The organism is Seongchinamella sediminis (genome assembly GCF_003457605.1).
Taxonomy (GTDB): Bacteria; Pseudomonadota; Gammaproteobacteria; order Pseudomonadales; family Halieaceae; genus Halioglobus; species Halioglobus sediminis.
In genome coordinates, this window is record NZ_QRAN01000001.1 from 88,752 (window position 1) to 100,895 (window position 12,144).

The window sequence follows — 12,144 nt, forward strand, 5'->3', positions numbered from 1 at the left end:
AGAACTGACAAATGAACTTTGACTTTACCGAAGAACAGGTCATGTTGCGCGACAGCGTTGCCCGGTACGTGCAGGACGACTATGACTGGGACACGCGGGTGGCAATTGCCAGCTCCGATGAGGGCATGGACCGCGCCCGGTGGCAGACCTTTGCCGACCTGGGCTGGCTGTCGATTCCCTTCGCCGAGGAGCATGGTGGCTTTGGCGGCGGTGCCGTTGACGTAATGCTGGTGATGGAGGAACTGGGCAAAGGCCTGGTGCTTGAACCCTATCTTGCCACTGTGCTGCTCTACGGCGGTCTGCTGCAGAAAGGCGGCAGTGCCGAGCAGCAGGCCAGGCACATCCCGGCTATTATCGACGGCTCCAGCCTGGGTGCGTTCGCGTACCTGGAGCGCCAGAGCCGTTATGAACTGGCCGACGTGAAAACCACTGCCAGTGCCAGCGACGGCGGTTACGTCCTCAGCGGCGAGAAGGTCGTGGTGTTCAACGGCGCCAGCGCCGACCAACTGATTGTCTCCGCCCGCACTAGTGGCGAGCAGGGCGACGACTCTGGTATCAGCCTGTTCCTGGTACCCGCCGATGCTGATGGCGTGGAGCGAATCAGCTACCGCATGATGGATGGCCAGGTGGCGGCCAATGTCCAGTTGAAGAATGTTAAGGTGGACGCCGGCAGTCTGGTGGGCGAGCTGGACAAGGGCCTTGCCTTGATGAACGCGGTGGTGATGGACGCCAACGTCGCCCTGGCTGCCGAGGCGCTGGGCATTATGGCCCAGCTCAACAGCAAAACGGTGGAATATACCCGAACCCGCGAGCAGTTTGGCGTGGCGCTGGGCAAGTTCCAGGCTCTGCAGCACCGCATGGTCGATACCTTCATCGGCTACGAGCAGGCCAGGTCGCTGTTGTACCGTGCCGTGTGTGCGCTTACTGATGACGCCGAGGATGAGGTCCAGGTCATCCATGCCCTGCGGGTGATGATCGACAAGGCCGGCAGGCACATTTCTGGCGAGGCCATTCAGCTGCACGGCGGCATGGGTATTACCGATGATCTGGACATCGGCCACTATGCCAAGCGCCTGATGATGATTAACACCACCTTTGGTAATGGCGATTATCATCAGGCGAAATTCAACGCAGTACGCTATAACTAGGCTACCATCCAATGGCCCGTCGCCTTGAACCGGGGCGGGCACTGATTTCAGGAGACATAACATGAAACTGGGCTTCCTGCTGGGCTACTCCGGCAAGCAAATCAATATTCCCATGGATCTGATCAAACATGCGGAATCTTTGGGCTTTGACTCGGTGTGGACCGCCGAAGCCTACGGTAACGATGCCGTGACCGCCGCCAGTTGGGTGCTGGCGCAGACGGAGAAGATCCGGGTTGGCACCGCGATCATGCAAATGCCCGCCCGCACACCGGCCATGGCAGCCATGACCGCCATGTCGCTGGACCAGCTGTCTGGCGGTCGCTTTATCGTTGGTCTCGGGGCCTCCGGGCCACAGGTGGTCGAAGGCTGGCACGGCGTACCCTACGGCAAGCCGGTGACGCGTACCCGGGAGTACATCAAGATCATGCGTGCCATTATGGAGCGCCAGGGGCCGGTGGAGTTTGACGGCAAGCTGTACCAGTTGCCAAACCAGGGCGAAGGCACGACCGGCCTGGGCAAGCCGCTCAAGTCCATCCTGGAGGCCAGTCCCGATATTCCCATTTACACCGCGTCCATTACCCCCGCGGGGCTGCGCTGCGCCGGTGAGGTGGCGAACGGCGTGTTCCCGGTGTGGATGGATCCCAACAAGTTCGACATTATTGGCGAGCATCTGGAAGCCGGGTTTGCCAAGGCAGGAAATGGCAAAAGCCTGGATAATTTCGATGTGGCGCCATTCGTTTCCGTGGCCATGAACGATGACCTCGATGCCGCCTTCGATTCACTGCGGCCCTGGCTCGCCCTCTATATCGGTGGTATGGGAGCCAAGGGCAAGAACTTCTACCACGATTATACGACCCGGCTGGGCTATGGCGAGGCGGCAGACAAGATCCAGGACCTGTACCTGTCCGGCAAGCAGGCCGAGGCCTGTGCCGAAATACCGCGGCAATTGATAGACGAGATTGCCCTGGTTGGTCCCAAGGACCGTATTCGCGAGCGCCTGCAGCCCTGGAAAGAGGCCGGTAAGAAGGGGCATGTGGGAACCATGTTACTGGGTGTGCACGACCCCGAGGTGCTGGAACTGTTCGCGGCGGAGTTGCTCTGATGGATGTGGCTGGGAAACTGGTCGTCGTCACCGGTGGTGCCAACGGCATAGGCCGCGCCCTGTGTGAGCGATTCCATGCGGAAGGCGCCCGCAAAGTGGTGGTGGCCGACCTGGAAGAAAGCAATGCCCGGGCCGTGGCGCAAACCATCGACGGCGATGCCTACGGTGTCGACGTGCGCGATGAATCTGCAATCCAGGCCATGGTCGACGCGGTGCAGGCCGGGCACGGCACCATTGACTTGTTCTGCAGCAACGCCGGTATTATCGCCCTTGACGGCGAACCCTGGTGGGCGACCTCGGCGCCCAATGAAACCTGGCAGGCGATGTGGGAGATCCATGTGATGTCCCATGTATACGCCGCCCGCGCCTGTCTTCCGGCCATGCTGGAGCGGGGTAGCGGCTACATTCTTAACACCGCTTCCGCCGCGGGGCTGCTCAACCAGATAGGCGACGCTGCCTACTCTACCACCAAGCATGCGGCCATCGGTTTTGCCGAGGCCCTGGCGATCACCCACGGTGACGACGGTATCAAGGTCTCAGCGCTCTGCCCGCAGGCCGTGGCTACACGTATGATTGGTGACAGTGGCGATGGCGGAACGGCAGGCGTCGACGGGGTGCTTACCCCGGAAGCGGTGGCTGATGCCGTGGTAGCGGGTCTTGCAGAAGAGAGCTTTTTGATTCTACCGCACAAGGAAGTGGTGGAATATCGCCGTCGCAAGCACGAGGATTATGACCGCTGGCTGAGCGGGATGCGCAAGCTGCGGCGTACGATGGGCGTGCCGTCTGTCTGAAGCACCTGCGCTGTGGCTACTGATCAACGCAAGGAGCGATTTGCGCGAACCATTCTCAATGGTTTCGAGGCGTTTTTTGCCGAGTTCCAGAATATCACCCTGGCCGCCAGGACGCGTTTCGAGAATGCGGACTGGCACGGCCTGCAGGAATCCTCGCAACAGCGCATAGAACTGCGCAAAAAGAAAACTTCGGAGATCATCCAGTATGTTGAATTGATCGCCGGGGAGCATCTCAAGAGTTTTGATTTCTGGCATGACGTGCGGCCGATTTACACCCGGCTGATTGCAGGCCACAACAATTTCGAGATCGCCGAAACCTTTTACAACTCCGTGTTTTGCGCAGTGTTCAAGCACCGCAAAATCCGCAACGACTACGCGTTTGTGTTTTCGCCACAGGGCGACATGCCGCCGGCGGATGTCAGTGCGGTCTACCGCAGCTACAGTCTGCAGGGCTCCCTTGAGTCGATCTGGACCCGGATGTTGCAGGACTACGCCTTCGATATTCCCTATGAAAACCTGCAGCGGGACGTGGGCAATATCATGAAGGTGGTGGGTACCTACCTGCAGCACGAAATCGACCTGTCACCCCCGGACCTGCGATTCGAGGTGCTGGATCGCCACTTTTTCCGCAACAAGGGTGCCTATATCGTGGGGCGAATAGTCAGTGGCGATGCGTCCATGCCATTCGTGCTCCCGGTGTTGCACAACGAAAATGGCGCGGTGTATGTGGATACCGTGCTGTTTGGCGCCGACAAGCTCAGCGTGGTATTCAGTTTTACCCGGTCATACTTCCTGGTGGATGCGCGTATACCGTCGGCCTATGTGCTGTTCCTGCAGCAACTGATGCCGGCCAAGCCCATTTCCGAAATTTACAGTGCCATGGGCTACAACAAGCACGGTAAAACCTATTACCATCGCTGCGCCTACCGGCACATGACCAGCACCACTGATAAATTCATCATTGCCCCGGGAATCAAGGGCATGGTGATGACGGTGTTTACCCTGCCGTCCTATGATTTTGTGTTCAAAATCATCAAGGACAGGTTCACTCCGCCCAAGGACATGACGCGTGAGCAGGTCAAGGAGAAGTACGCGCTGGTGAAACGCTGGGACCGGGTGGGCCGCATGGCCGACACCCAGGAATTCACCAACCTGGCCTTCGCCCGGGAGCGGTTCTCGGACGAATTGATGGAGGAGTTGTACAAGGTGGCGCCGTCACAGATAGAGGAACATGGCACAGCGTTGATTATCCGCCACGTTTACGTGGAGCGACGGATGACGCCGCTGAACCTGTATCTGCAGGATTGCAGCGAGGAGCAATTGCACGATGTGATGGATGAGTACGGTAATGCCATCAAGCAGCTGGCCGCCGCCAATATTTTCCCCGGTGATATGCTGCTGAAAAACTTCGGCGTTACCCGCCACGGGCGGGTGGTGTTCTATGACTACGATGAGATCCAGTTGTTGACGGAATGCAACTTCAGGGAAATTCCGCCGCCGCGCAACGAGGAGGAAGAATTCTCCAACCAGCCCTGGTACTCGGTGGGGCCCAATGACATTTTTCCGGAAGAGTTCCCTTTATTCTTTTCCGGTAACCAGCGGGCACGAAAAGTGTTCGACGAAATTCACAGCGACATTTACCAGGCCTCCTTCTGGCAAAACGTGCAGGAGCAGGTCCGCAGCGGCTATGTGGAGAGTTTCTTCCCCTATCGCCGCAAGTTCAGATTTGACAGGGGAGCAGCCGTTTAATGGCTACCATATACATTATTCGACACGGCCAGGCGTCTTTTGGCGCGGCCAATTACGACCAGCTTTCGCCCCTGGGGCAATTGCAGGCCAGAAAGACAGGCCAGTACCTGGCCCGCAGCGGGGTGAAGCTGGACGCCGCCTACAGCGGAGACCTCTGGCGGCAGCGGGAAACCTGCCAACTCACCTGTAACGAGCTGGCGGGGGATATTCCCCATACCATCGACGCCCGTTTCAATGAAATCAATAACGATGAACAGCTAAAAAAACTGGCGCCGCTGATCGCCGCGCAGGACGACCGCTTCAGGCGCTTGCTGGAGGACGGCCTCACTGACAGCAAGCAGTACCAGAAAGTGATCGACGCGGTATTCAACTACTGGGTCAGCAATGATTGCAGCGCGCACGGTATCCAGAGCTGGGAGGAGTACTCAGTGGCTGTGCATGATGCGCTTGCCGAGCTAATGCGTAGGGAGGGCAGTGGCAAGACAGTGGCGATTTTTACCTCCGGTGGCACTATCGCCACCCTGGTCGCCCATGTCCTTGGCCTGGACGGCAGCCAGACCTACCAGTTTTACGAGCCGGTGTTTAACTGCTCCGTGACCCAGCTGTTTTATTCCGGAGAGAAGGTGTCCCTGTCCTATTTCAATGACCGTTCTTTCCTGCAATTGCTGGGCGAGGAGCATGGGGAACGGCTGGTAAGCTACCGTTAGGTGCCGCCTCCGGCAGACCTCAGGCCCAGCCATTTGCCGGACCGATAGCGCACCAGCAGCATGCTGGACTTGATCAGGTAATCCAGCAGCATGACGGTGAACACGGCCTCAATGGGTAGCCCCAGTGCCAGGCAGGCCAGCGCCGGTAACAGGCGGCCGAACACAATGCCGCAAACCGTGGCCAGCAGCGGAAACCGGGTATCGCCGGCGCCGCGCAACGCACCCGACAGGGTGATATCAACCGCCATCACCGGCTGGGCGACAGCAATGATATAGATAAAGGTGACCGTCAGGTTGATGGTCGCCTCATCTTCTATCATGAATCCCGCCAGGTCGCGGGCGAAAACGGCCAGCAGCACGGAGAACAGGCTCATCGCCGCCAGGGCCATGCGCAGACCGCGCCAGCCGGCCTGCTTGGCCTGCTCGGGGTTCCCGGCCCCCAGTTGTTGACCCACCAGGGTTGCAGCCGCAATGCCGAAACCGAAGCCCACCACGATGGAGAAAGCAACGATACTGATGCCGATGCCGTAAGCGGCATAGGGCGCAGTACCGTAGCGGGCGACGATGGCAAAGAACGCCAGGAAGGCGATTTGGATGAACCCCTGTTCCAGTACCGAGGGAGCGCCGATGCTGATCAGCTGACGAGCCGATGCCAGGTCGATTCGCCACTGCTTTACGGCCTTGATGTTGAACTTGCCACGCCACCAGACGGCGGCGAATACCGAGGTAACTATCGCCCCCGCAAGACTGCCACCAAAAGCGACACCGGGTACCCCCAACGCTGGCAGAAAGCCAATGCCGTGGGCCAGGCAGTAGGCAAACGTAACATTGAACAGGCTGCTGGCGGTGAGAAACAGCAGCGGGGTTATCACATCGCCGGTGGCCCGCAGGGCAGTGGATAACAGCATGTTGATGGCAGTGAATATATTGAATACTCCCAGCCAGAAGATAAAACTCGCAATCTGTTGAGTCGTTTCGGCATCCAGGCCAAACACGCTGGCGACCGCCAACGGGGCGAAAATCACCGGCATGGAGAGCAATATGGCCACGGCCAGGCCGATGGCCAGAGAGGTCCACGCCACAAGTTCGGCCTCCGCCAGCTTTCTAGCGCCCCAGTTGCGCGCTACCATGGCTGTCGTGGCGATGGAGACCCCCATCAACACGGCCTGCACCAGGAAAAAGATGCGGTGGCCGCTGGTGACCGCCGCGACCGCGCTGTTGCCCAGGCCGGAGACGATCTTGATGTGGGTAAAGCCGACGGTGGTAAACAACAGATTGGAAAGAATGGTCGGCCATGCCAGTTGCCATACCCGGCGACTGGTGGAAGATACCTGTTGCTGCTCGGAATCCACGGCGGCCTCAGCCGTGGCCGGCCAGCGACTTGCACTCCCGGTGGCGGAAACAGTCGACGGTGTGATCGTTGACCATGCCTGTAGCCTGCATATGCGCATACATGATGGTTGAGCCAACGAAGGTAAAGCCGCGCTTTTTCATGTCCTTGCTCAGCGCATCGGAAACCGGACTGGTTGCCGGGACCTCGGATACCGACCGCCACCGGTTCTGGATTGGTGTACCGTCGACGAAGTCCCATACATAGTTGGCGAAGCTGCCTTTTTCCGCCTGCACGTCGAGAAAGGCCCGGGCATTTTTGCGAGTGCCAAACACCTTCAGCCGGTTGCGGATGATGGCGGGGTCCAGCAGCAGTTTTTCCAGCCGCTCGTCACTGTAGCGGGCAACTTTCTGCGCGTCGAAATTACTGAATCGCTTGCGGTAAGCCTCGCGCTTGCGCAGGACCGTAATCCAGGACAGTCCGGCCTGGGCACCCTCCAGCACCAGGAATTCGAACAGGGTGTGATCGTCCCATACAGGCACACCCCACTCTTTATCGTGGTACTGCATGTACAGCGGGTCGGTGCCGCACCAGGTGCAACGGGTTACAGGCATTCACTGCTCCTATAGGGGAGCAACGAGTATGGGGCTGGTATCGGTTCCTGTCCAGCCACTGGCACCCGCCAGGCGCATATGCCAGACTTTGCCGGTTGATGAGCGGGAGCAAAACGATGACGGATACAGTGTTATACCGCCGGGCGGGGCATATTGGTTACCTGACCCTGAATAATCCGGCCCGGCACAATTCACTGGGGCAGGGCGAGCTTGAGGCTATCCAGGCCTTTCTCGCCGAGGTTGAGCGGGATGCAGCGGTGCGGGTGCTGGTGGTAAGTGGCACCGGCGACAAGACCTTTTGCGCCGGTGCCGCCCTGAATGAACTGGGAGCGGGGAAGATAAGTGGTGATTGCTTCCAGGCCACGACCGACCAGCTTGCGGCATTGTCTATTCCCACCGTCGCTTCCCTGAACGGTAATGTGTTTGGCGGGGGAGTGGAACTCGCATTGAGCTGTGATTTTCGCATTGGTATAGAGGGTATTCGTATGCGCGTGCCCGCTGCCGCAATCGGCCTTTGCTACCCCCTGAGCGGGATCAACCGCTTTGTCCAGCGTCTGGGGGTCAATCTGGCCAAGCGCATCCTGGTGGCTTCGGAACAGTTTGACGCCGACGCCATGAAGGAAATCGGTTTCCTGGACCACCTGGTAATGCCTACCCAGCGGCAGGAGGCTACCGATGACCTGGCGCACCATATCGCCGGGCTGGCACCGCTGGCGGTGCGCGCGATGAAGCAGATATTGCAACAGGCGGCTTCTGGCGCGATCGATGAAGTGGCGGCCGCTAAACTGGCGGCCATGTGCCTGGAGTCAGATGACCTGCAGGAAGGCTTTGCGGCCCAGCGGGAAAAGCGCAAGCCGCTGTTCAAGGGCGCCTAAGCGGGGGACAGAGGCCCGTGGCAACGCAGCTGCCTGTCGATTGCCATCCACGGGAGGCCGAGCTTCTGCAGCCAGTTGATAGCAGCCTGTTCCGTTTTCAGTCGGGCAATGGTCGCGGCGCCGCAGGCGTCCAGGCAGCTGTCTGCCACCACGCTAACGCTCAACATGCCCGGAACCGGATAGCCGTCGACGGGGCTGAGCCCGCGGCCGAAATGCTCATCCCGAAAGCCGATGCGGCGCTCGAAATCGCCGCGCATGGCGAACCCCTTGCCGCTGACCTTGATCCGGTTGATGGCGGTGCGGCTTCCCATGGGGTGGCGCAGGCCAAGCAGCCAATTGGCACCGTCCGCCTGCTTGCCAATGGTCGCCGCATCATGGGCCATTTCAATCATCGCGTGTTGCACCCCCTCCTTGAGCAACTTGCGGCGAACAGAATCAATGGCATAGGGACGTATGCAACTGGTCAGGTCCAGCAGCATTCCTTTGGTCGGCAGCAGTGCGCCCTCGTCCGTCAATTGTAGCTGCGACCAGCCTACCAGCTTGAGCATGTCCTTGAGCTGGCTGTCGGTCGCCTTCAGCTGGCCATGCTCATCGTAGCAGTGGTCCAGAATACTTACAGTGGGGTCGAACAGGTGACTGCTCTCCTCCCACAGAACAGTGACAAAATCGAACAGACTGCGGGCTTCCGCATCCAGCGGCGTGTAGCAACCGGTACCTGCTGCCTGGTTGATGCGGCTGATCAGGCTGTCGGGGTGATAAGCGCTGAATTTGCTCTCCAGCCGTTCCAGCTCAGCCAGGGCGATAGCGACAATCTGCTCCGCCTCGCCGCGCAGTGATACCAGAGCCAGCTGACAGGAACTGCCGAAACAGTTGACCCTCTTCCTGTGCATCATGGCACTGCTGAACCTCCGGTGTGCGCATTTAATGCGCCTATACTATGAGCAGGTTAGGCGGATGGCAACGGCCTTGCCGCCGTGCCTCTCATCCGCGGACTACTGGTCAGGCAGTACCAGCTGCAGCCTGGCTATGTATCCGTTCTTGGTGGTGTTGCTGTAAGATGCGCCCATGGCCGCTGCCAGTGATTGAATCACTTTCCGGCCTGATCCGCCCTGTATTTTCCCTTCGGCCCTGTTATCACCGGTGCCGTCATCAGCCACCACCAGAATCAGCAGCGGATCCGCACCGGCTTCGCGAACAACATCGATTGAAGTCTCGACGAAATTGGCGTGAGACGCAGGGCTGAATGCGTGGACCATGCTGTTGTGCAGTAACTCGTAAAGAATCACCGCCAATGGCGAGGCCACGTGCGCCGGCAGAGTTTCGCGAGTCACCCGGTTAATTGAAGTGATGGTTGCCGGATCCACGGTGGCTTCTGCCAGCAGGTAGTTGGTAATGCCGTCCACGTAGGTGTGCATGTCAGCTTCCAGCTGTCCTTCCTGGAAGAAATAGCATTGCTCCAGCAGCTCAAGGGCTTTGATGTGACCCTGAAGCTTGGCCCGGCCTGACTCCTCCACATTGAGATCACCCAGGCACTGGGAGATCAGGTCCAGCGTGGCCAAATTGTGTTGCGACACCGCCCTGACCAACTCGTCCTGGTACTCGTGGCTCTCCTGCAGGTCATCCTGAGCCTGGTCCGCAGCGTCATGCATTTCCTGGGCAATACGAAGTGCCTCCTCCTTGAGCAGATGAGAACGATAAGTGCGCATGATCATCCAGACCATCAAAATCGCCAGCATCGCGTAGCCGCCAAAAGCCCACCAGGTTTTCCACCACGGCGGCAGCACCACAATAGTCAGCGCAACCTCATTGGCACTCCACACCCCAGCGGCATTTGCGCCCCTCGCGCGGAAGGTATATGTCCCCGGATCCAGTCCGGTGAATCTGACGGTGTTGTTGGTGCTCGCCTCAGTCCAGGTGTCGGTGAGGCCTTCTAGTGTGTGGGTGTATTGGTTATCGTCGGGGTTCTGGTAGTCCAAAAGATTGATTACTACCGCAAATGATCGTTCGTCATGCGTAAGCTCTAGATTTTCAAGTTCGGAAATTTCGTCAGATCGAAGGCTTTTACTGTGACTAAGTATAATTTGCGTGATCTTGAGTGGTATGTTGTCGTTAGAAAGGTGCTGCTGGTCTGCTGGTATCCGGCTATAGCCGTTTAGCCCTCCGAAATACATATAACCAAGGGAATCGATGAAATATGAGCCGTAGTTGAAATCATCCCCCTGTAGACCATCCAGTTTTGTTAATCGGAGATTTACTTTACCTCCCGAATCTATCTTGTAGATACCACTCTGCGTTGAGCACCATAGGTTAAATTCATTATCAAAAATCATTCCATAAATGGTTGCATTCTCTATTGCCGGGTCTTGGCTGAATCGCTCGAGCTGCAAAGTTTCGTTCACACTTGAGACCGCTCCAAGTGAATAGATGCCGTGCCCTTTCGTCCCGATGAGTAACCTACCATCGTCAGTCTCAGCTAGAGTAAGTAGGACGGGATGGTCATTCAATTGCTGGAAATTTGCCTTGACTACTCTAAACTGGTTTTCGGCTGTATCTAGCTTGTATAGATGTCGTTCTGATGTGGCAAAGATTGTCCCTGTTTGGGTTTCGAACAAGTGGTTAAATGATGTCTCTCCGCCACTCTGAATACGAACCAGACTATTTCCTTGAGCTTTGTAGATTCCTCGGTTATAAGTTGACAAATAGATAGAGTCGTCACCAGTATTCAGGATTTTCGTTACTTCTAGTTTTGTTGTTTCAGAAGCTGAAATTGATTGAACTTCACCATTAAGAATGTCGATTTTATGCACACCGTCTTTAGCAAGGCCGGCCCACAGTTCGTTGTCACGTACTGCCAATGTCGTAATTCTGTTATCTGGTAGCCCATTACCTTCGGGAAAATGCAGCCGATGATGCCCCTTGGTGCCCTCACTGTAAACGTATATTCCGTTATAAGTCCCTACCCAGATTCTTCCATCTTCGGATTGAGCAAATGCAAGAACGTCGTTGTCGACGTTGCTACTCCTATTGTTGAAGCTTTGAATACTGGTTGGTGCGATTTGATCTAACCCTTGAAAGGTACCGACAAAGAGTACATTGCCATCATAAAACAATCTGGTTATGTTGTTATTTGATAACAGGGAATTGGATTGATTTAAATGCGAATTTACATGCAGTTCACTCGATGTAACTATCAAGCCTCTATCAGTGGCGATCCAAAGTTCGTCACCCAGATGTAGAAGGTCCGAGATGCTCGAGATGTTGTAACCAGAAAGGTCGAGCGAGGACTCTATCTGGTTGGCTTTCGTGTTGAACCGGTGCACGTTCGCATCCGATGTGGATATGTATACTTCCTCCGCACTGACCACCGCTGCTGCGGTTATATCAATGCCTGCTAGATTTAATGATTGTTCAACGATGCTATTAGAGCGAAATTCAATAAAAACAATAGAGTTATTCGTTGCCAGCAAAGTAGTCTCATCATCAATTTTGGCAGCACCAACTACATCGGAAATTTCTGCGCGAGACAATTCTGAGGTTAGCCAATCGAGTTCTGGTTTATCTGACAGATTTAGAGTGACAGTGCCACTTTTGGAGGAGGCTATAAAATAGTCTTCTGCAATTGTATGCAAATCTTTCAGTTCAATAGTGCTTGGTTGACTTACAGAAGTGAAGTCGGAGATTTCATTTGAAAATTCGTAGATCCCTTGTCCAAATGTTGCAATTAGCAGATTGCCGTTTTTCCTCTCTCCGATGCCCCGGATATCAGTGCTTCCCAGCGAACCATCGCCATGGTTGGATCCCCCGAACTTTTGCACGTCACTTCCCTCG

At 56.7% G+C, this 12,144-nt stretch carries 10 protein-coding genes; 6 read left to right on the forward strand and 4 right to left on the reverse strand.

The genetic code is table 11. From position 1 onward, the window contains the following. Window positions 1-11: 11 nt before the first annotated feature. The 5 genes from DWB85_RS00315 (at window position 12) to DWB85_RS00335 (ending at window position 5,497) form a co-directional block, all read left to right on the forward strand. Window positions 12-1,148: an acyl-CoA dehydrogenase family protein gene (locus DWB85_RS00315; RefSeq protein WP_117951995.1), complete on the forward strand. Its 1,137-nt coding sequence runs from the start codon at window positions 12-14 to the stop codon at window positions 1,146-1,148. 61 nt (window positions 1,149-1,209) lie between these two features. Then, window positions 1,210-2,250: an LLM class F420-dependent oxidoreductase gene (locus DWB85_RS00320; protein ID WP_117951998.1), complete on the forward strand. Its 1,041-nt coding sequence runs from the start codon at window positions 1,210-1,212 to the stop codon at window positions 2,248-2,250. Next, on the forward strand, window positions 2,250-3,041 hold the full coding sequence (locus DWB85_RS00325; RefSeq protein ID WP_117952001.1) for an SDR family oxidoreductase: 792 nt from the start codon (window positions 2,250-2,252) through the stop codon (window positions 3,039-3,041). The genes DWB85_RS00320 and DWB85_RS00325 overlap by 1 nt, the downstream gene beginning before the upstream one ends. Window positions 3,042-3,053: 12 nt before the next feature. Beyond that, entirely contained in the window at window positions 3,054-4,790 is a 1,737-nt protein-coding gene (aceK, locus tag DWB85_RS00330; protein ID WP_117952004.1) for a bifunctional isocitrate dehydrogenase kinase/phosphatase, read from the forward strand. Continuing rightward, complete coding sequence (locus DWB85_RS00335; RefSeq protein WP_117952007.1) at window positions 4,790-5,497, forward strand: histidine phosphatase family protein; 708 nt, start codon at window positions 4,790-4,792, stop codon at window positions 5,495-5,497. The genes aceK and DWB85_RS00335 overlap by 1 nt, the downstream gene beginning before the upstream one ends. On the opposite strand, the gene DWB85_RS00340 is transcribed toward DWB85_RS00335, so the two are convergent. Beyond that, window positions 5,494-6,849, reverse strand: coding sequence for an MATE family efflux transporter (locus tag DWB85_RS00340; RefSeq protein ID WP_162845945.1), 1,356 nt, complete (start codon window positions 6,847-6,849; stop codon window positions 5,494-5,496). The genes DWB85_RS00335 and DWB85_RS00340 overlap by 4 nt on opposite strands. A gap of 7 nt (window positions 6,850-6,856) precedes the next feature. Next, window positions 6,857-7,441, reverse strand: a complete 585-nt coding sequence (locus DWB85_RS00345) for a DNA-3-methyladenine glycosylase I (RefSeq protein ID WP_117952014.1) — start codon at window positions 7,439-7,441, stop codon at window positions 6,857-6,859. Between the two features lie 116 nt (window positions 7,442-7,557). On the opposite strand from DWB85_RS00345, the gene DWB85_RS00350 reads away from it, so the two are divergent. Further along, window positions 7,558-8,316: an enoyl-CoA hydratase/isomerase family protein gene (locus tag DWB85_RS00350; protein ID WP_117952017.1), complete on the forward strand. Its 759-nt coding sequence runs from the start codon at window positions 7,558-7,560 to the stop codon at window positions 8,314-8,316. Here DWB85_RS00350 and DWB85_RS00355 read toward each other — a convergent pair. Continuing rightward, window positions 8,313-9,206: an FAD:protein FMN transferase gene (locus DWB85_RS00355; protein WP_162845946.1), complete on the reverse strand. Its 894-nt coding sequence runs from the start codon at window positions 9,204-9,206 to the stop codon at window positions 8,313-8,315. The genes DWB85_RS00350 and DWB85_RS00355 overlap by 4 nt on opposite strands. A gap of 102 nt (window positions 9,207-9,308) precedes the next feature. Next, window positions 9,309-12,131 carry a two-component regulator propeller domain-containing protein gene (locus tag DWB85_RS00360; RefSeq protein WP_239017177.1) on the reverse strand — a complete coding sequence of 941 codons (2,823 nt, stop codon included), beginning with the start codon at window positions 12,129-12,131 and terminating at the stop codon, window positions 9,309-9,311. Window positions 12,132-12,144 lie beyond the last annotated feature (13 nt).

What these genes read in the sequence shown, in the direction of transcription:
- DWB85_RS00355 (WP_162845946.1), bottom strand. Translation starts at nt 9,206, where the DNA reads ATGCACAGGAAGAGGGTCAACTGTTTCGGCAGTTCCTGTCAGCTGGCT.
- DWB85_RS00335 (WP_117952007.1), top strand. Translation starts at nt 4,790, where the DNA reads ATGGCTACCATATACATTATTCGACACGGCCAGGCGTCTTTTGGCGCG.
- DWB85_RS00315 (WP_117951995.1), top strand. Translation starts at nt 12, where the DNA reads ATGAACTTTGACTTTACCGAAGAACAGGTCATGTTGCGCGACAGCGTT.
- DWB85_RS00350 (WP_117952017.1), top strand. Translation starts at nt 7,558, where the DNA reads ATGACGGATACAGTGTTATACCGCCGGGCGGGGCATATTGGTTACCTG.
- DWB85_RS00345 (WP_117952014.1), bottom strand. Translation starts at nt 7,441, where the DNA reads ATGCCTGTAACCCGTTGCACCTGGTGCGGCACCGACCCGCTGTACATG.
- DWB85_RS00320 (WP_117951998.1), top strand. Translation starts at nt 1,210, where the DNA reads ATGAAACTGGGCTTCCTGCTGGGCTACTCCGGCAAGCAAATCAATATT.
- DWB85_RS00325 (WP_117952001.1), top strand. Translation starts at nt 2,250, where the DNA reads ATGGATGTGGCTGGGAAACTGGTCGTCGTCACCGGTGGTGCCAACGGC.